Source organism: Flavobacterium palustre, from assembly GCF_014639535.1.
Classification (GTDB): Bacteria; Bacteroidota; Bacteroidia; order Flavobacteriales; family Flavobacteriaceae; genus Flavobacterium; species Flavobacterium palustre.
The window spans coordinates 46,902-65,545 of the sequence record NZ_BMGA01000005.1 but is presented as its reverse complement, the minus strand read 5'-3'; the positions used below and the strand labels follow the sequence as shown (position 1 = coordinate 65,545).

Here is an 18,644-nt window from a genome sequence, read left to right as displayed (position 1 = left end):
AATCTTTTTTCGAATTAATAATTAAGTTTGGAATCGATTAAATAAAAACCTACAAATATTTACCACCATTTAACCAACCTAAAAAATTATGAAAAAAATCCTTTTATTGTTTGCAGCACTGTTGTCTGTCAGCAGTTTATTTGCACAGAAAATTATCGACAAACCTGATTATGGGTTGAGTAATATTCCGGGTAGTATTACTAAAATTGAATTGACGGAAGAAGCTACCATACTCCATTTTCACATTGAATATTATCCGGGACAATGGATTTTTATTCCTAAAGAATCTTACATACAAGATGTTAATGGCGGTGACAAGATTTTTGCGACAAAAACCGAAGGAATTCCTATAGGAGAAAGATATACTATAACAGAGAGTGGCGAAGTTAACTATCAATTGTATTTTCCTAAATTGGACAAAAGAGTCAATAAAGTAGATTTTGGTGAGGCAAATGAAGGAGGAAATTGGTCAATTTATGATATTGTGATCAATGAGCAGGAAGCGGTATCATTAATGCCTAAAACTTTACAAGGCACTTGGTTTCAAACTAATGGAAGCAATCAATGGGATTACGGATTTTATCCAAATCAGGCTATTATGGATAAAGCCGTTTGGAATTATAAAACAGTAGAGAGGAAAAAAAACAATTACACTATTGTTCTTGAAAAACAAGGAAAGCAAAAAACAGTTTATGCCCAAATAGACAAAAAAGATGCAGTAAAATTAGGCGAAGACAAAGAAAAATTAGCTCTTTATAGTAAGGAAAAAGTTGATAACCCAAACTATAAATTAGCTAATGATGAGGTATATACTTCGAATGTTTTTAAGTCTGATTCAGCTACGTATTCCGGTTTTGTAAAAGGTTATACTAAAAGAGCAGGAATGAAAACAGCCAAAGTATATGTAAATAATGCTTTTACGGGAAGCCAGGATACTTATTTGGTAGAAATTGCCAGTGATGGGAGTTTCTCAGTAAAATTTCCAATAAATCATCCACAATCGGTTTATCTTAATTTGTTTGATAAGATGACTGCCGTTTTTGTAGAACCTGGCAAGGAAATCTTTCAAGTTGTCGACAATGACATGGTATTATTTATGGGTGATTGCGCCAGAATAAATACAGACTTTAAAGCTTTGGAAAAAGCCGAATCTTATAAAGAGTATCAAAGTCTAAGAAAGAGGATTTTAGAAATGAGTCCGGAAGATTTTAAAAAAGCCTGTTTAGAAATAAGAGACAAACAACTACAAGCTTTAAATATTATTGCTCAAAAACAATTTATAAGTCAGAAAGCGCTTCAAATTAAGAAGATGGATATTGAATTTTTAGCTTTTGCACAGATTTTTACCTATAACTCATACAGGCAGTTTACACAAAAAGATAAAGCTACACTTGATGAAGATGTAAAACTAGAGGCTTCCTATTATGATTTTATTACAAAGTCAATGTTGAATAATGAAGTGGCAGTAATGTCTAAAAATTTCTCTTATTTTATCAGTAATTTAGCTCATGTAGAGGCTTTAAGTGATCCTATTGTTTTACCTGCATTCAGAAATATGGCAGATATGGCTAAAACACTTCAGGAGAACGATATCGTATTGACTAATGATGAGTTAGAAATGGTGGAAGCATATAGGAAAAGAGAAAAAGGAGATTTAAGGTTGCTCGATTTTAATACGACTAATAAAGTAAAAATTGAGGCATTTAGTAAAAATCACAAAGAGGCTTACGAAGTATTGCAAAATAAGAAAGGACAGAATGATGTTTCTGTGGGTGATTTAGCAACTTATTTAAACACGAAAAAAGTCTCTCTTACTGCAGAAGAAAAAGAATTAATTGCTGATTACGAAATAATTCAATTATCAAAAGATGAGCTTGTCGTCAAAAAAGCATTTGAACAGAAGTACGGCAAGAAACCTGAAGAATTTGGTAAAAAGTACATGAAAGATATTCAGAATATCATGTCGGAATTGTATTCTAATAAATCTTATAATAAAATGAAAGAGGTTTACGGTTTAAAGGATGCTTTTTTTATTGATGCGATGATTTTGCAACAAAAGACCAGAAATTTAGAAAGGAATTTTACTCCTTATACAGAAAGTGAATTGCAAAAAATTCGGGAAAAAATAAAACATCCATTTTTATCGAATTATATTGTTTTTGAAAACGATAAGATGAAGGCTCAATTAGAAGCTAATAAATCAAAGACAGGTTATGCTGTTAATACCGTTAAAAAAACAACAGCAGATGAACTTTTTGATTCCATGATTGCTAAGTTTAAAGGAAAAGTAATTTATGTCGATTTTTGGGCAACCTGGTGTGGTCCTTGTATGTCAGGAATCAAAGAAATAGCACCTTTAAAAGAGGATATGAAAGATAAGGACGTAGTTTTTCTGTATATAACCGGAGAAACTTCACCTTTAAAAACATGGGAAAACAGTATTCCCAATATTAAAGGAGAGCATTACAGAGTTTCTAAAGATGAATGGAATTATTTAACCCAAAAGTTTAATATTTCAGGAATTCCACATTATGTTTTGGTCAACAAAAATGGAGAAGTGGTGAATCCAAAATTAGGACATCACTCTAATGAATCTTTGAAAGTGATTTTAGAGAAGCAGATGTAATAGTTCTGAAAAAAGAATAAATCCTCATTAAAAGCAATTGTAATAACTGTTTTTAATGAGGATTTTGTGTTTTAAAAAGCATTAATAAAAAATCTATTTTCAGTATTGTCATTTCAAAATAAAACATAACTTTGTAACTCAAAGTACTTTAATTATGGTTCAGAAACATCAAGAAGATTTGTTACACATACGTTCCATGATGGAGCGTTCTTCCCGATTTATATCTTTAAGCGGATTATCAGGCGTTTTTGCCGGAATCACAGCATTAATAGGAGGTGGTTTTGCTTTTCAATTATTAGAGGCTAACGGTATTGATTGTTTAAACGGAAAGGCGGAATATAGTGCTGAATTGATCCAACAACTCATCATTATTGCGGTTGCAATATTGTTGTTGGCTTTATTCTTTGGAATTCTGTTCACCGTCAGAAAAAGTAGAAAAAACAATCTGGCTATTTGGACGGCCACAACTAAAAAAATGTTACTGGGCTTGTTTGTGCCACTTTTGGCTGGTGGATTGTTTTGTATAGCATTAATTTACCACGGAATGTTTGTATTAGTTGCTCCTGCAACGCTTATTTTTTATGGATTGGCTTTAATTAATGCAGGACATTATACTTTTTCGGATATCAAATATTTGGGATTTTCGGAAGTGGTTTTGGGCTGTATCGCTATGTTTTTTCTGGGAAGTGGTTTTGTTTTTTGGATGTTGGGATTTGGAGTTTTGCATATTTTTTACGGATTACTTCTTTTTAAAAAATACAAATAGTTCATGGGAATTATTGATAAATTAAATAAAAATTTCGAAAGTCGGGTACGATTAGGAATCATGTCGATTCTGATTGTAAACGACTGGGTGGATTTTACCGAAATGAAAGCCTTGTTGAATATTACCGATGGTAATTTAGCGAGTCATTCTACGGCATTGGAGAAATCAGAATATATAGAAATCAAGAAAGAGTTTGTGGGCAAAAAGCCTAAAACCTCTTATCGTGTTACCAATATAGGAAGATTGGCTTTTAAGGAACACTTAAATTATCTTGAAAAATTAATCAATTCTAAATAATCCTTTTTTTAACTTTAAACTTTGAAAAACAAAGTACTTTTAAATTTATCAGCTATGAAAAAATACCATCTTATTTTAGTGAGCAGTCTGGTTTTTGTACTGCTTTTTTACAAACAAACGATAGGTCTTAATTTGGGTCTTTTTGGTTTATTTCTTTTAGGATTAGTGAGTTATAATAATAGCAACAAATTCAATAATCGATTGAATTTCATGCTGTTTGGAACTTCGTTTTTATCCTGCCTGGCTTTTGCCTGGTATGCCGATTTTGCTTCTTTTCTGGCATTATTCCTGTCTTTGGTTTTTTTGCAATTCAGATTACAAAATCAGGAACTTAAAATCATACAGGTAATTCCATTGATTTTTTTAAACGGAATAACTTCTTTTGGTCGTATATTGATGTTTAGCCAGTATCTTCCAAAAAGAGAAATCAATAATGATTTTGTCAAAAAGTTAATTGCCTATTTTATTATTCCGGCTGTTTTTTTAGCCTTGTTTTTTATAGTGTATTCTTTTGGGAGCGATCATTTTTCGTCTTTGTTTACCGATTATTATTTTGATATTAATCTGTGGATACTTTTTGTGATTTCATCTTTAGGATTTTATATATCGTTTACTTTTTGGAATTATTGGATTCCGGAAGTTTGTTATGAAAAAAACAAATTATTGGCTAATGATTTCGATGAGGAAGCTAAACATCAAAATCAAAGTACCTTTTCATTTCTGGATATTGATTTTGAAAGAAAGAGTGGAGCCATTACTTTGTTTCTTTTAAATGTTTTGTTGTTGATTTTTATCGTCACTTATAATTATGAACAGTTTTTTGAAGTTGTCCAAAAATCAAAACTGAGTTCAGACACGCACGAACGTGTCAATGCTGTTATTTTCTCCATCGTTATGGCTGTTGGTGTTATCTTATTTTATTTTAAAGGCGGATTTAATTTTGATGAAAAAGCAAAAAAGCTAAAACAATTAGCTCAAATATGGATTTTCTTAAATGCGGTTTTGATTGTAAGCGCTCTGATTAAAAATTCCGAATATATCTTTCACTATGGATTAACTTATAAAAGGTTAGGGGTATATGCTTTTTTGATTTTAGCTTTAATTGGTTTGTTTTTTTCTTTGAGAAAAATAACAAAGCAAAAAACAAATGCTTTCTTATTTAATCAAATGGTTTGGTATTGCTACGGTTTAATCCTTTTGTGCAGTTATTTCAATTGGGGAAATTTGATTACCAAATATAATATTTCGGTGAACAAAGGGATGGACAAGGAGTTTTTGAGAAATTTAAATTATAATGACGAAATATATTATAATTTGTATCCCGAAGAGCTTAAAAATATTGATAAGAAAAATTCCAAAAGAGAAAATTTACTGGAATATCAAAATGCTAGTTCTATATCTAAAGTTTTGTATTATGAATCAATTGATTTGAAATAATACCACTTATGATTATAAATAAGTCTTATTGTCAGTTCGAGCGGAGTCGAGAACATTTACAGCATCTCGACTGCGCTCGATGTGACAAAAATAAACGGATTGTTATATATTCATAAACGGCATAATTTAATGATCAAACCCGTGACGAAAATCCCGGGTTTGTTGTTTTTTAGACATGATGATGCAGTTGCATTTGTTTCACAATGGTTTCTTCCAGATTTTTCAGAACAATAGGTTTGCTTACAAAATCATCCATTCCATTAGCAATGGCTTTGATTTTGTCTTCGTCAAAAGCGCTGGCAGTAACGGCAATAATCGGAATGTTTTTGGATTTGTATTTGGCTAACGAGTGGATTTTTTTTGTAGCCTCAAAACCGTCCATTTCCGGCATGTGCAGGTCCATAAAAATGATGTCGTAATCGTTTTTTTCGAAAAGAGCAACGGCTTCTAATCCGTTGTTTGCAATATCAGCAGGAATGTTTATTTTGTCCAGCAGCTTTCGTAACACCTTTTGATTGATGATATTGTCTTCTACAATCAGAGCTTTATTGACAGTATTGTTGTTTGCGGCAGTAGATGTGTCATTTTGATTTTCGAATGCCAATGTGTTGGTGCTAATTTTAAAGGGAATATCAAAACTAAAACTGGAACCTCCTTCTTCCAGAGCGATGATGTTTAATTTGGAACCTCCCATCAAACTGATTAGCTGATTTGAAATGGTGAGTCCAAGTCCTGTTCCGCCGTATTTTCGGGTGGTTGTCAAATCGGCCTGTTCAAAGGCCAGCAGTAATTGTTCGGTTTTATTAACATCAATACCTATTCCTGAATCCATCACCCGAAAATTGACTTTTTGAATACCTTGCTGTTGTTCAATAAGGTTTACTTGCAGTTTGACATCTCCTGCTGTTGTAAACTTAATTGCATTGTCCAAAAGGTTGATTAAAACCTGTTGGAGTCGTAAATTATCGCAAAGAATATTGCTTTCAATTTGTTCATCAAAGTTAAAATGCAGGTCTATGTTTTTGTCTTTGATACGGTATTCGAATAGTCGGATTAATTTTGAAAGTTCATTTTTAAGATGTGTTGGATGCTGTTCCAGTTTGACTTTTCCGGCTTCCATTTTAGAATGATCCAAAATCATGTTGACAATCCCTAAAAGGTGATTGGCACTGTGTTCGGCAATTTCAATATATTCGGATTGGTCACTGTTTAACGGACTTGTTTTAAGGATGTTCAGCATCCCGATAACTCCATTTAAAGGCGAACGAATTTCGTGACTCATATTGGCCAGAAATTGTGTTTTAAATTTAGCGGTATTGTTAGCCGCTTCGTTGTTTTTTTCAAGAGCAACCAAGTTTTCGTGTAGTTTTTCTTTTAGTATTTTATAACTGTTGAGTAAAAAATCGACTTCTTTAATGGAGGATTGCTGAAGCAGCTTGGGATTAGTATTCTTAAAATTAGAAAAAATGAAATTAGAAATATCCAATGAAAGCAGTTTGATGTCTTTAGTGAAATATTTTGAAATGTAAACACATAAGAACAACGCAATGGCAATCATTAAAAGGGTTTGTCCCAATTGAAAATAGAACAAATTTGTTTTTAATTGGTTGATTCTAATTTCGTTATAAGAGATAATTTGGGCAAACAAATTTTCAATTTCTTCGTTGGATTGGTTTATTTTGCCATTCAAACCCAGATTTTGTGTATAACCTAACTGGTTTGTAAGTACTACCAGAGTATCAAAGTAGCGTTTGTAATCTTGTAGAATTGGTTTAGAAACCGGGCTGATTTCGTCAGAATGAATTGTTTTATTGTATAATTTTTCAAATTTTTGAAGATAGGTTTTTTCAGACCGCAACATATAGTCTTTTTCGTGACGGCGAAATTGCAGGATGGTAAAAGGTTTCAAGTACTTTTTTTCTTCCAGAAAATGGGCTTTGTTACGCATTTTACCCTCAATTCCATAATCTTTAAAACCTCTGATTAAAGCAATTTTTTTGTACTGATTGACATTTTTAATAAGTAAATCAATTGTATTGAAAAGTTGAAGCATTTGTTTTTCGTCAATTTCAATATGGAGTTCCCGGGCTTCTTTATAAATCGAATTAATGGCTGCTCTTTGTTTGTTTAAATCAGAAAGGTATTGGGTTAAATCTTTTTGATTGTGACTGATATAAAAATCTTTTTCCTTGTAACCGTACAGCAGAAAGGTTTGAAAACGCTTGATATTGGTACTGAAATCTTGTGAAACACGATAGGATTGATAGCTGAAATTATTCAGATTATCGATTTTACGATCGATGGTGAGGTACATAAGAAACCAAATCAGAATTAAAAAAATCATTACAGAGAATGATAAAAAGATTTGGGTTCTGAAATTGCGAACGTTGGGGAATGAAAATTTCAATGGTATTATATTGGATTATACCGCAAAATTAGGGGCTTCAACTAAAATGTAGTTTACTATACTTCGAAGAAAAGGTTAAGGAATTGTTTTGTTTTTTTAATGTATAAGAATTGAAATAATTTATTGCTTTAAATGCAAAAAGAGGAAACGAATTTCCTCTTTTTGTTGTTATAAATGAAGTATGGATAATGTTTTTGATTAATAATCCCCACGTTTTTTAAATCTCGGATCATTTTTTTTGATGAATTCCGTTTGGCGTTTTGGTGCTTCCGTTTTGGGTAAGCTCGCTTCTTCCGTTTTACTCGAAGGTTCGATAAGCGTATTTAATTCTTTAATTTCAGCATCGGTCAGTTCACGATAACGACCTACAGGAACATCCAGTGAAATATTGATAATCCGGATGCGTTTCAAAGCAGTTACTTCGTATCCTAAATATTCACACATTCTGCGAATCTGACGATTCAAACCCTGAGTCAAAATAATTTTGAAGATGTATTTGCTTATTTGTTCGACCTTGCATTTTCGGGTTACGGTGTCTAAAATTGGTACGCCATTGCCCATACGTTGGATAAAACGTTCGGTGATAGGTTTGTTTACCGTTACGGTATATTCTTTTTCGTGATTGTTTCTGGCGCGCAATATTTTATTGACAATATCGCCGTCATTGGTCATAAAAATAAGTCCTTCCGAGGCTTTGTCTAATCGGCCAATAGGGAAAATACGTTTGGGATAATTGATATAATCGACAATGTTGTTGCGTACTTCTAAGTTAGTGGTACACTCAATCCCAACAGGTTTATGGAAAGCAAGATAAACGGGTTTTTCATTTTTCTCATGAATGAGTTTGCCGTCAATACGTACTTCGTCATTAACACTCACTTTAGTTCCCAGTTCCGGAACCACATCATTGATGGTTACACGACCTTCTTCAATATATCTATCGGCTTCACGACGAGAGCAAAAACCTGTTTCGGCTATGAATTTGTTGAGACGTTTTAGATTTTCTTCCATGGTGCAAAAATAAACAATAATACAATAACAATTAGCAATGGCAATAACAATAGCAAAGTCTATGCAGTTCTATCTTAAAATTGATATTGCTATTGTCATTGATTTTTGAGATTGAAACCTTATTCAAATAAGAACTGATACACTTTTTGGTACAATTCGTCATCATGTAGTTTGTGTCCCAATCCTTTTGTTTCTATAAATTGGACATTTTCCCAGGAATGAGCTATTTTTTTTCCTTCATTAAACAATACAACAATATCATCAATATCGTGTGCCAGAAAGCCTTTTACGTTGATTTTTGAAGCAAATTCCTGTGCTGTAAAAAGATTCAGATTCTGTTCGAGTATGCCGGTATATTTATTTTCTAATGCTTTTATGACTTTATTGTTTAAGCTTAACAATTTTATGAAGTTGTTAAAAATAATAGTAAAATCACTTGGAGCTCCCAGTATTACCATTTTTTGAACATTCGGGTTTTGATATTTGTATTGGTAATACAAACTTGTTTTTCCTCCTAAGGAATGACCAATGATATAATTAGGTTGGTATTTTTTGGCAGCAATGTCAATAAACTCGGCATATTTTGTTACAGTAAATTCGGTACCACTGGATAAGCCTTGAGCAGGACCGTCGATAGCAATGATAGTACTTCCGGACTTTTTGAGATAAGGAAGCATTTTTTTCCACCTTGAGGAATTGCTTTCCCAGCCGTGAATGAGTAAAATAATGGTTTCGTTTCCTTTCCAAATGTAGGTTTGAATAGAGTCACCGTTATGTGAAATTGTTTCTTGTTGGGCTTCTTCTAGAATTTTAGGAAGTTTTTTTTGGTTGAATTTTCCTTTTCGTGGTATGCTAAAATAACCATGAGCAATTTGAGTTGCTTTTTCAGGAGCAATAAAACTCAAAACATTGATGTACAAACCAATGGATTTAGTCAATAAAAAATAAAGGGCTTTTTTCATAATCAAAAAAACGATAGCTACTTCAATTTTATTTTGCAAAAGTTAAAATGATAAAGAGAAATACAGTATCTGCGGCTGCAATTTTCGTGGTAACTACAGTCGCAAATTTACGATATTAACGATGACAAACCATTTATATTTTTTAAATACAAATAGTGGTAAAAGTAATTGTTTGGGATAAAAAAAAAGGACTGCTGGAAGTAGCAGTCCTTTATCAGATAATTATTTTTCGAGTTGTAGTGTTTTACCAGTGACATTGAAACGACCGCTCTGGTTGTCTTTAGAGCCATCAGGCTGTTTACCTCCTACAGATATGGTAAACCATCCCGGTTCTACAACACGTTGGTTTTTGTTATTGATTAAAGAAAGTTGCCTTGGTGTAATTGTAAAACGCACCGTTTTAGTTTAATGCGTTCAAAACCTTCTAATTGTACAATAGGTCGGGGAGTAGAGGCTTTTTCATCTTTTAAATACAACTCAACTACTTCATCACTATTAGACTTTCTGTAAAAAAAAAACTAAATAAACAGAAATCTGGTTAATTCAAACTTCTATATTCATTAGGAGTATATCCAACTCTTTGTTTAAACAGTCTGGAAAAATGTTGAGGATATTTAAAACCCAGTTCGTAAGCAATTTCGTTTACCGTTTTATTATTACTTAAAATTTGGTTTTTGGCTACATCAATTATTTTATTCTGAATGTATTCTTGAGCTGACTTTCCAGTTTCTTTTTTTATCAAATCACCAAAATAATTGGCTGATAAATGAAGCTCATCTGCACAAAAAGCAACTGATGGCAAACCAATTGTATTGGGCTTTTCAGATGTGAAATAATGATTTAAAACATCCTCAAATTTTTCTAAAACACCTTTATTTACGTTTTCTCTTGTTATGAATTGTCGGTCATAAAATCGGTCACAATAGTTCAAGAACAACTCAATATTAGAAGCAATTAGTTTCTTGCTGTGCTTGTCAATACCAATTTCTAATTCAGATTTAATTTTTGAAAAACTGTCTAAGATTATCTGACGTTCACGCTCTGATAGATGCAAAGCTTCATTTGTATTATAACTAAAGAAATTATAATCATTAAGACTTTTAAAAAGTGAAGTCCCATGTACTAAATCAGGATGAAAAACTAAAGCATATCCTTTAGGTTGATATACTTCACCTGTTGTTTCAATCTCCATTACTTGTCCGGGAGCAGTAAAAACCAAAGTGCCTTCTTGATAATCGTAATAGTTACAACCATAACGCAGATCACCACATTTAATATCTTTCAAAAAAATACAATAAAATCCATAATAAATTTTGACACTTTTCTGTCCATTCCATGATCTTTCATGTGCTTTTGAAAAGTCAATTACACTAATTAATGGATGTAAGGTTTCTGCATTATTAAAATCATTATACTGACTAATGGTCTCAAACTTAACTATATTTTCCATAATGGTTGCTCTTTTTCTGATACAAATTTAGATAATTAATTGCATCAACCACCACGTTATTAAGGTGATAAGTAATATTGGTAGAACAATCCGTAATCAATATACTATCAGCTTCAGTTTTCCGACGGAAATTTGCATAACAGAAATAGTAAGTTAGTCATTTCTGAAATAGTGAATCAATTTTAAAATAAAAAATTATGCAAACAGTTAAATTAAATAACGGAATTGAAATGCCAATTTTAGGATTTGGTGTTTTCCAAATACCTGATGAAAAAGAATGTGAAAAAGCAGTTTTAGAAGCTATTGAAAGTGGTTATCGTCTTATTGATACAGCTGCATCTTACATGAACGAGACAGCTGTAGGTAATGCCATTAAGAAAAGCGGTGTTCCAAGAGAAGAATTCTTTATTACTACAAAACTTTGGGTTCAGGATGCCGGATATGAAAATACATTGATTGCTTTTGAAAAATCATTAAATAAACTACAATTAGATTATTTGGATCTCTTCCTTATCCATCAGCCTTATGGTGATGTGTTTGGATCTTGGCTCGCCATGCAGGAATTGTATTTTCAGGGAAAAATAAGAGCCATTGGTGTTGCCAACTTTCATCCGGATAGAGTAATGGATTTAATTGTAAATAGTGGATTTGCACCTGCTGTTAACCAAATAGAAACACATCCTTTTTTACAACAAACAGAAGCCCAACAATTTCTTGAAGAAAACAATGTCCAAATCCAATCTTGGGGACCTTTTGCCGAAGGGAAAAATAATATTTTCCAAAATGAAGTTCTTTTATCAATTGGAGAAAAGTATAACAAATCGGTTGCTCAGGTTGTGCTTCGTTGGTTAACGCAACGTGGTGTAGTTGTAATTCCAAAATCGGTTAAAAAAGAAAGAATGATTGAAAATTTCAACATATTTGATTTTCAACTTTCTGATGAAGATATGCAAGCCATAGCAGTATTAGACACTAACCAAAGTCAGTTTTTTGACCATAGAAATCCTCAAATGGTTAAAAACTTAAGTGAATATAGAGTAAATTTATAATAGTCAATAGTATCCTAAAAATATAAATTATGAATCGTAGAAACCTTTTGAAAACAGCAGGATTAGCTATTGCAGGAAGTGCGCTAATGCCTTTTGATACTTTTGCTAAAACATCTAGTGAAAGTGAAAATCAGTTATTAAATGACAATTCATCATTATTAACTTCAAAGAAAAGAAAATTAGGCAAATTAGAAGTTTCTCCAATTGGTTTAGGGGTTCAAAATATGAGTAGGACCTATCAAACTACAATTCCATCACGACCGGAAATGCACAATATCATAAGAACTGCTTTTGATAAAGGTGTTACTTTTTTCGATGCGGCTGAAGCCTATGGTCCTCACGAAGTAGAACGAATTCTTGGCGAAGGAGTTGCTTCTTTTCGTGATAAAATAACCATAGCAACAAAATATGGATGGAATATTGACCAGGCAACAGGCAAACGATTACCCGGATTAAATAGTCAACCTGAACATATTAAAAAAGTGGTTGAAGGAATGTTAAAGCGACTAAAAACAGATCGTATTGATTTATTATATCAACATCGTGTTGATCCACAAGTGCCAATTGAAGATGTTGTAGGAACAATAAAAGACCTTATCAAAGAAGGCAAGGTTTTGCATTATGGACTTTCAGAACCGGGAGTACAAACAGTAAGAAGAGCGCACAAAGAACATCCAATTACTGCAATACAAAACGAATATTCACTTTTATGGCGTGGACCAGAAAAAGCAATTATTCCACTTTGTCAAGAACTAGGAATTGGTTTTGTGCCTTGGAGTCCATTAGGTGTTGGTTTCCTAACAGGAGCAATTGATGAAAACACCCGATATGCTCCAGGTGACATTCGTGGAAATGAAACTCGATTTTCACAAGAGAATATAGCAAATAATATGGAATTGGTAAATCTATTAAAAAAATGGAGTGTACAAAAGCAAACTACTCCTGCCCAAATTTCATTAGCCTGGTTATTGGCTCAAAAACCTTGGATTGTACCAATTCCTGGAACAACACAAATGGCACACATGCAAGAAAACATAAGTGCAAATGCATTAAAATTCACTTCAAATGAATGGCAAGAATTTAATAGTCAGTTAAATACTATTCAAATTTCAGGAGAACGATTACCTGCTTTCGTACAGGCTTTTTCAGATGTAGAAGCTCCACTTAAGAAATAATAAAATTAAAAGCATAATTGAGTTCTAACTGTTAAAATTGATTATATGAAAGTATTAATTATGAGCATCATTGCTGTAGCTGGTCTACAATATTCGTTAGCACAAGAGAAAAAAATAAGTACAAATGAGATACACTATAAAGTAGCTGAACAGGAAATCATTCAACTTTCTAAACAAAAATGGCAATGGATGGCGGATAAAAATGTAGATAGTTTAGCACTTTTATTTCATAATAAATCGGTCTATGTACACATGGGGGGAAGCTGGGGCAAAAACCAAGAAATCAACGTTATTAAAAGTGGCGGAATTCATTATAAAAAAGCAGATATACATGAAGTTTCTGTAAATATTATTGATAATACTGCAATCATTCTGACCAAAATGGATTTACTGGCTGTGGTTGGCGGAAATGAAGTAATCAATCCTTTTATTGTGACGGAAGTGTATGTAAAACAAGGCGGGAGTTGGAAATTGGGTTCACTCTCATTCACTAAAACAATGACATCAGGAAAGAAATAATTATGAGAAATAAGACAATAAAGCATTTAAGTTTGATTTGTTTTGTAGTGTTTTCAAACATAGCAATTCACGCACAGAAAAACAGTAAACAAGAGCCATTGATGATTATCGAACAAGGTAGCTTTGCAGTTGGTGGAACAGTAATAACAAATCCGGGGACATTTAATCCATACAATCCTACTCCGGAAGGGCAAACATTTCATGGAGATCATGCCTATGTATTTTATCAAATACCAACTGAAAGTAAAAAACTTCCATTAGTGATGTGGCATGGTATTGGACAATTTTCAAAAACATGGGAAACTACACCTGACGGTCGCGAAGGCTTTCAAAATATTTTTCTTCGTCGAAAATTCCCTGTTTATGTTATTGACCAACCAAGGCGTGGAAATGCGGGCAGAAGCACCGTTCCTGCTACAATTAATCCTATTCCTGATGAGCAACAATGGTTTGATACTTTTCGAATAGGTATTTGGCCAAACTATTTTGAAGGGGTGCAGTTTTCTCGTGATAGTTTAACTTTAAATCAATATTTCCGTTCAATGACACCAAGTATTGGAACAATTGATGCTAATATAAATTCAGATGCTGTATCAAAACTCTTCAACAAAATTGGTCCGGCAATACTTGTCACTCACTCTCATTCTGGCGGAATGGGATGGCTTACGGCTTTAAAAAATCAAAATGTAAAAGCAATAATATCTTATGAACCGGGTAGCGGATTTTTATTTCCGGATGGTGAAGTGCCATCACCTAAAGCAAGTTCAGCAGGAACTCTTGAAGCTGTAGGAATTCCAAAAGAAGACTTTATGTTGCTTACCAAAATTCCAATTGTTATTTATTATGGTGATTTTATTCCTGAACAACCTTCCAATAATCCGGGTATAGATGGATGGAGAGTTCGCTTAGAAATGGCAAGATTATGGCGAGATGTAGTGAACAAATATGGTGGTGATGTTACTGTTGTTCATCTTCCCGAAGTTGGTCTAAAAGGAAATACACACTTTCCATTTTCTGATTTGAATAATATTGAAGTTGCCAACTTAATGAGCAAGTGGTTAAAAGAAAAAGGACTGGATAAGTAATTATGGTACATAAATCTGTAATTTATCTACAAGGCTGACAGTCAGTTAATAAGAATTTTGTACAAGCAAAATTAACCACATGATGAAATTAAAAAAATATACCATATTGATTTTAACACCAATTGTATTGATGTCATTTTGTTGTAGTTTTTAGAAAAATAAATTTCAATAAATACTTATGTGGTTAGAAAAAATAGCTGTTCTAGATGAATAAAATAACTATAAAAACATGAAACAGTTTAAAATAATTAGTTTACTAACAATGATAGTAATGTTCTTCAATCAAACGAATGCACAAAAAATCGAAATAGGTAAAACTGGTCTAACTTTAAAAGAGAAAAGTATCATAATCATTACTTCACTTACTGCTAAAGGTAATTTAATTGAATTAAAAAAAGCTCTAAACCAAGGTCTAGATGTAAAATTGACAATAAATGAAATAAAAGAAATTTTGGTTCATACCTATGCGTATTGTGGTTTCCCAAGAAGTATTCGCGGTTTACAAACATTTATGGAAGTCCTTGAAGAAAGAAAGGCAAAAGGTATCAATGATACTATAGGAGTTATAGCTACAACTATCACAAACAACAGCAGTAAATATCTTCGGGGCAAACAAATATTAACTGAACTAACCGGAAAGCCGCAACCTGAAAAACTTTCTGGCTATTCCGCCTTTGCACCAGCAATTGATACTTTTTTAAAAGAGCACTTATTCGCGGATATTTTCGAAAGAGATATTTTAACTTATGCACAGAGAGAATTAGTTACAATATCGGTAATTAGTGCTATTGACGATGCAGAACCAATGCTAAAAAGTCATTTGACAATTTCGCTAAATGTTGGTATAACACCTAATCAGTTGGAAGAATTTGTAACTACAATTAAGCCTTTTATTGGAAGAAAAAATACTAAATCAGTAAAAAAAACAGTAACTGAAGTATTAAATAACATCCAACCCAAATAATTATAAAAATCATGAATAAAATAATAATATTAATAACATTAGTAATGTCAATAGTATCAACAGATAACTCATTTTCGCAAAAGGTAAAAAAGCAAAATCCTTTCACTTTAGTATACGAAGGTGCAATTACAGAAAATGTAAAAGGAAAAGTAAACATACATCCGGTAACATACAAATTAAACGGGATTGATATCGCTGCGAATGTTTATACACCTGCCAATTATGATCCATCGAAAAAATATCCGACAATAACAATTGCACACCCTAACGGAGGTATAAAAGAACAGACAGCCGGACTATATGCACAACGTTTAGCAGAGCAAGGATATATAACCATTGCTGCCGATGCATCCTACCAAGGTGCAAGTGGCGGAGAACCTCGTCATACAGACAAACCAAAATACCGTACTGAAGATATTCACGGTATGGCTGACTTTATTTCTCAATTTCCAGGTGTTGATGCAAACCGTTTGGGGGCTCTTGGAATTTGTGGTGGCGGTGGCTATACGTTAAAAGCTGCTCAATCCGATAAAAGATTTAAAGCAGTAGCCACTTTGAGTATGTTTAATTCAGGTGAAGTAAGAAGAAATGGCTTTCAAAATTCCCAGTTAAAAACCATCCAAGATCGTTTAAAAACAGCTTCTGATGCTCGTGCTCAAGAAGCCGCAGGTGGTGAAATTATTTTTTCAGGAGTAGCAAGTATATCAGACGAAGAAATCGCTAAAACTTCAACCGATTTGTATCGCGAAGGATATGAATATTACTACAGAACGCATGCGCATCCAAATTCAACTTTTCTATACACAACAAGTAGCCTAATGGATTTAATGACTTGGGATGCAATAAACCAAATTGAGCTAATTAATCAACCCTTACTAATGATTGCAGGAAGCAAAGCAGATACTAAATATATGACAGATGAAGCATTTGCTAAAGCCACCAATGCTAAAAACAAGGAACTGTTTTTGATTGAGGGAGCTACTCATATACAAACCTATTGGAAACCTGAATATGTATCACAAGCCGTAAATAAATTGGTAAATTTCTATCAAACGAACCTATAAAATTGAAAGATGAATTTAAAAAGCATTGTCGGAATATTTTCAATTGGAATATTGTTGTTTTCTTGTAAATCAAATAATAACTCAACTCAAAGATTAAGTCGGTCAATTGGCAGAATTTTTCCAAAAGGAGAAATAATAACGAATACGAATTTTACTGGTAAAGCATATTTACAAATGCTTGTTAGCACCGATAGCCTAAATCAAACCACAGTAGGTAATGTAACTTTTGAACCCAAAGCCAGAACCAAATGGCATTTTCACCCAGCAGGACAAATATTGTTAGTTACTGATGGAGTTGGTTATTATCAGGAAAAAGGACAACCTAAAAAAATATTGAAAAAGGGAGATGTTATAAAATGTTTACCCAATGTTGAGCATTGGCATGGAGCAAGTGCTAATAGTTATTTTGTTCAACTTGCCATAACAAATAATGAAAAAGGAAGTGTTATATGGTTAGCACCAGTTACAGAGGAAGAATACAATTATTAAAAAATCTATTTTAAAGGGTAGTGTCTTATTAAAGGTTTAAGTTAAAGCTACTATTTTAGTGTTGCATAAAAGATGTTGGATGTTTTATTATAAGGTTATTTCGTTTTTTGTAATTTAATTCTAAAACCAAGAAAGCTGATAAATTATCCTTGATTTTAAAAAAATAAGCTTGAAAAAACCGCCTCAGTTAGTGAGACGGTTTCATGAAATAAAACTATTTTTCGAGTTGTAGTGTTTTACCAGTGATATTGAAACGACCGCTCTGGTTGTCTTTAGAGCCATCAGGCTGTTTACCTCCTACAGATACTGTGAACCATCCAGGCTCTATTACGCGTTGTTTTTTAGTGTTAATTAAAGAAAGCTGTCTTGGCGTAATTTTAAAACGAACAGTTTTAGATTCTCCCTTTTTTAAATTAATGCGCTCAAAACCTTCTAATTGCAGAATAGGGCGTGGAGTAGAGGCTTTTTCATCTTTTAAATACAATTCAACTACTTCGTCTCCGTCATAGTTACCGGTATTAGTTACATCAACCGATATTTCAAAATCCTTTTTAGCATTAATATTACTTGGAATTTGAAGATTGCTGTATTTAAATTGGGTATAACTCAAACCAAAACCAAAAGGATATAGCGGTTTTTTATCAAAATAACGATACGTACGACCTTTCATATCATAATTTTCAAAATCAGGAAGCTGGTTTACTGATTTGTAATAAGTAACCGGCAATCGACCGGCAGGATTGTAATCGCCAAAAAGTACATCGGCAATGGCGTTTCCACCTTGCTGACCAGGATATCCGGCAGTTAGAATTGCAGGAACATTATCATTAGCCCAATTGACAGCAAGTGCACTTCCGTTGATTAAAACCAGAACGACAGGTTTTCCTGTTGCTGCCATAGCTTTCATCAATTCTTCCTGATTGGATGGTAAGTCAAGACTGGTGCGGTCTCCGCCATCAAAACCATCGGCTTCTACTTTCATTTCTTCGCCTTCTAATCGTTCATTTAATCCCAATACCAGAACCACAGCATCTGCCTGATTAGCTACCTGAACCGCTTGATCTAATATATTTTCTTGTGGTTCAGCCCATAAAAGCTGGGCTATGGCATCACCATAGAAGTTTTGGTATTTCACTTCTATTTTGTATTTTTTTCCTGCTTCTAATTCCACTTTTTGTGGACGAAAACGCGGATGGTGGAGGAATTTGTTTAAGAGATTATCAGGTTAAGATAAGAGGAAATAATGTAATTCTGCGTTATTTACGTTTCAGAATGGGAGACAGACATAATGTGGAAGATGATGCCTTAGGAGCTCGTTTTTAACAAAATATTATAATTGATCA

The 18,644-nt window shown here is 33.0% G+C and carries 17 protein-coding genes and 1 pseudogene; 12 read left to right on the top strand and 6 right to left on the bottom strand.

What is annotated here, in order from left to right; translation table 11 throughout:
* Positions 1-88: 88 nt before the first annotated feature.
* From IEV84_RS10740 to IEV84_RS10725, 4 genes are all read left to right on the top strand, one after another.
* Positions 89-2,626: a TlpA family protein disulfide reductase gene (locus IEV84_RS10740; protein WP_188494290.1), complete on the top strand. Its 2,538-nt coding sequence runs from the start codon at positions 89-91 to the stop codon at positions 2,624-2,626.
* A gap of 154 nt (positions 2,627-2,780) precedes the next feature.
* Positions 2,781-3,392 (top strand): hypothetical protein, encoded by a 612-nt coding sequence (locus IEV84_RS10735; protein ID WP_188494289.1) that lies wholly within the window; start codon positions 2,781-2,783, stop codon positions 3,390-3,392.
* Positions 3,393-3,395: 3 nt separating this feature from the next.
* On the top strand, positions 3,396-3,689 hold the full coding sequence (locus IEV84_RS10730) for a winged helix-turn-helix domain-containing protein (RefSeq protein WP_188494288.1): 294 nt from the start codon (positions 3,396-3,398) through the stop codon (positions 3,687-3,689).
* A gap of 54 nt (positions 3,690-3,743) precedes the next feature.
* Positions 3,744-5,126, top strand: coding sequence for a DUF4153 domain-containing protein (locus tag IEV84_RS10725; protein ID WP_188494287.1), 1,383 nt, complete (start codon positions 3,744-3,746; stop codon positions 5,124-5,126).
* Between the two features lie 169 nt (positions 5,127-5,295).
* Here IEV84_RS10725 and IEV84_RS10720 read toward each other — a convergent pair whose 3' ends face one another.
* The 5 genes and pseudogenes from IEV84_RS10720 to IEV84_RS10700 form a co-directional block, all read right to left on the bottom strand.
* Entirely contained in the window at positions 5,296-7,440 is a 2,145-nt protein-coding gene (locus IEV84_RS10720) for a response regulator (protein WP_188494286.1), read from the bottom strand.
* A gap of 291 nt (positions 7,441-7,731) precedes the next feature.
* Positions 7,732-8,544 (bottom strand): 23S rRNA pseudouridine(2604) synthase RluF, encoded by an 813-nt coding sequence (gene rluF, locus IEV84_RS10715; RefSeq protein ID WP_188494285.1) that lies wholly within the window; start codon positions 8,542-8,544, stop codon positions 7,732-7,734.
* A gap of 119 nt (positions 8,545-8,663) precedes the next feature.
* Positions 8,664-9,506: an alpha/beta hydrolase gene (locus IEV84_RS10710; protein ID WP_188494284.1), complete on the bottom strand. Its 843-nt coding sequence runs from the start codon at positions 9,504-9,506 to the stop codon at positions 8,664-8,666.
* Between the two features lie 222 nt (positions 9,507-9,728).
* Positions 9,729-9,982 (bottom strand): annotated as a pseudogene (locus IEV84_RS10705) (fibronectin type III-like domain-contianing protein).
* 62 nt (positions 9,983-10,044) lie between these two features.
* A complete protein-coding gene (locus tag IEV84_RS10700) occupies positions 10,045-10,956 on the bottom strand; it encodes a helix-turn-helix domain-containing protein (protein ID WP_188494283.1) in 912 nt (303 codons plus the stop codon).
* A gap of 197 nt (positions 10,957-11,153) precedes the next feature.
* Between IEV84_RS10700 and IEV84_RS10695 the strand changes: the two genes are divergently transcribed.
* The 7 genes from IEV84_RS10695 to IEV84_RS10665 all read left to right on the top strand — a co-directional run bounded on the left by IEV84_RS10695 (position 11,154) and on the right by IEV84_RS10665 (position 17,301).
* Positions 11,154-12,005 carry an aldo/keto reductase gene (locus IEV84_RS10695; RefSeq protein WP_188494282.1) on the top strand — a complete coding sequence of 284 codons (852 nt, stop codon included), beginning with the start codon at positions 11,154-11,156 and terminating at the stop codon, positions 12,003-12,005.
* Positions 12,006-12,034: 29 nt separating this feature from the next.
* Positions 12,035-13,180, top strand: coding sequence for an aldo/keto reductase (locus tag IEV84_RS10690; RefSeq protein WP_188494281.1), 1,146 nt, complete (start codon positions 12,035-12,037; stop codon positions 13,178-13,180).
* Positions 13,181-13,225: 45 nt separating this feature from the next.
* Positions 13,226-13,699, top strand: coding sequence for a nuclear transport factor 2 family protein (locus IEV84_RS10685; protein ID WP_188494280.1), 474 nt, complete (start codon positions 13,226-13,228; stop codon positions 13,697-13,699).
* Positions 13,700-13,701: 2 nt separating this feature from the next.
* On the top strand, positions 13,702-14,784 hold the full coding sequence (locus tag IEV84_RS10680; RefSeq protein ID WP_229732660.1) for an alpha/beta hydrolase: 1,083 nt from the start codon (positions 13,702-13,704) through the stop codon (positions 14,782-14,784).
* A gap of 229 nt (positions 14,785-15,013) precedes the next feature.
* The gene (locus IEV84_RS10675) at positions 15,014-15,748 is read left to right on the top strand and encodes a carboxymuconolactone decarboxylase family protein (RefSeq protein ID WP_188494279.1); all 735 of its coding nucleotides are present in this window, start codon (positions 15,014-15,016) and stop codon (positions 15,746-15,748) included.
* Between the two features lie 44 nt (positions 15,749-15,792).
* Positions 15,793-16,812 (top strand): alpha/beta hydrolase, encoded by a 1,020-nt coding sequence (locus IEV84_RS10670; RefSeq protein ID WP_229732659.1) that lies wholly within the window; start codon positions 15,793-15,795, stop codon positions 16,810-16,812.
* 9 nt (positions 16,813-16,821) lie between these two features.
* Positions 16,822-17,301: a cupin domain-containing protein gene (locus tag IEV84_RS10665; RefSeq protein WP_188494277.1), complete on the top strand. Its 480-nt coding sequence runs from the start codon at positions 16,822-16,824 to the stop codon at positions 17,299-17,301.
* 214 nt (positions 17,302-17,515) lie between these two features.
* On the opposite strand, the gene IEV84_RS10660 is transcribed toward IEV84_RS10665, so the two are convergent.
* Complete coding sequence (locus IEV84_RS10660) at positions 17,516-18,472, bottom strand: glycoside hydrolase family 3 C-terminal domain-containing protein (protein WP_229732658.1); 957 nt, start codon at positions 18,470-18,472, stop codon at positions 17,516-17,518.
* 5 nt (positions 18,473-18,477) lie between these two features.
* On the opposite strand from IEV84_RS10660, the gene IEV84_RS10655 reads away from it, so the two are divergent.
* Positions 18,478-18,624 (top strand): hypothetical protein, encoded by a 147-nt coding sequence (locus tag IEV84_RS10655; protein ID WP_188494276.1) that lies wholly within the window; start codon positions 18,478-18,480, stop codon positions 18,622-18,624.
* The last annotated feature ends 20 nt before the right edge of the window (positions 18,625-18,644 follow it).

What these genes read in the sequence shown, in the direction of transcription:
- IEV84_RS10735 (WP_188494289.1), top strand. Translation starts at nt 2,781, where the DNA reads ATGGTTCAGAAACATCAAGAAGATTTGTTACACATACGTTCCATGATG.
- IEV84_RS10700 (WP_188494283.1), bottom strand. Translation starts at nt 10,956, where the DNA reads ATGGAAAATATAGTTAAGTTTGAGACCATTAGTCAGTATAATGATTTT.
- IEV84_RS10710 (WP_188494284.1), bottom strand. Translation starts at nt 9,506, where the DNA reads ATGAAAAAAGCCCTTTATTTTTTATTGACTAAATCCATTGGTTTGTAC.
- IEV84_RS10690 (WP_188494281.1), top strand. Translation starts at nt 12,035, where the DNA reads ATGAATCGTAGAAACCTTTTGAAAACAGCAGGATTAGCTATTGCAGGA.
- IEV84_RS10665 (WP_188494277.1), top strand. Translation starts at nt 16,822, where the DNA reads ATGAATTTAAAAAGCATTGTCGGAATATTTTCAATTGGAATATTGTTG.
- IEV84_RS10740 (WP_188494290.1), top strand. Translation starts at nt 89, where the DNA reads ATGAAAAAAATCCTTTTATTGTTTGCAGCACTGTTGTCTGTCAGCAGT.
- rluF (WP_188494285.1), bottom strand. Translation starts at nt 8,544, where the DNA reads ATGGAAGAAAATCTAAAACGTCTCAACAAATTCATAGCCGAAACAGGT.
- IEV84_RS10730 (WP_188494288.1), top strand. Translation starts at nt 3,396, where the DNA reads ATGGGAATTATTGATAAATTAAATAAAAATTTCGAAAGTCGGGTACGA.
- IEV84_RS10725 (WP_188494287.1), top strand. Translation starts at nt 3,744, where the DNA reads ATGAAAAAATACCATCTTATTTTAGTGAGCAGTCTGGTTTTTGTACTG.
- IEV84_RS10680 (WP_229732660.1), top strand. Translation starts at nt 13,702, where the DNA reads ATGAGAAATAAGACAATAAAGCATTTAAGTTTGATTTGTTTTGTAGTG.
- IEV84_RS10685 (WP_188494280.1), top strand. Translation starts at nt 13,226, where the DNA reads ATGAAAGTATTAATTATGAGCATCATTGCTGTAGCTGGTCTACAATAT.
- IEV84_RS10675 (WP_188494279.1), top strand. Translation starts at nt 15,014, where the DNA reads ATGAAACAGTTTAAAATAATTAGTTTACTAACAATGATAGTAATGTTC.
- IEV84_RS10720 (WP_188494286.1), bottom strand. Translation starts at nt 7,440, where the DNA reads ATGTACCTCACCATCGATCGTAAAATCGATAATCTGAATAATTTCAGC.
- IEV84_RS10670 (WP_229732659.1), top strand. Translation starts at nt 15,793, where the DNA reads ATGTCAATAGTATCAACAGATAACTCATTTTCGCAAAAGGTAAAAAAG.
- IEV84_RS10695 (WP_188494282.1), top strand. Translation starts at nt 11,154, where the DNA reads ATGCAAACAGTTAAATTAAATAACGGAATTGAAATGCCAATTTTAGGA.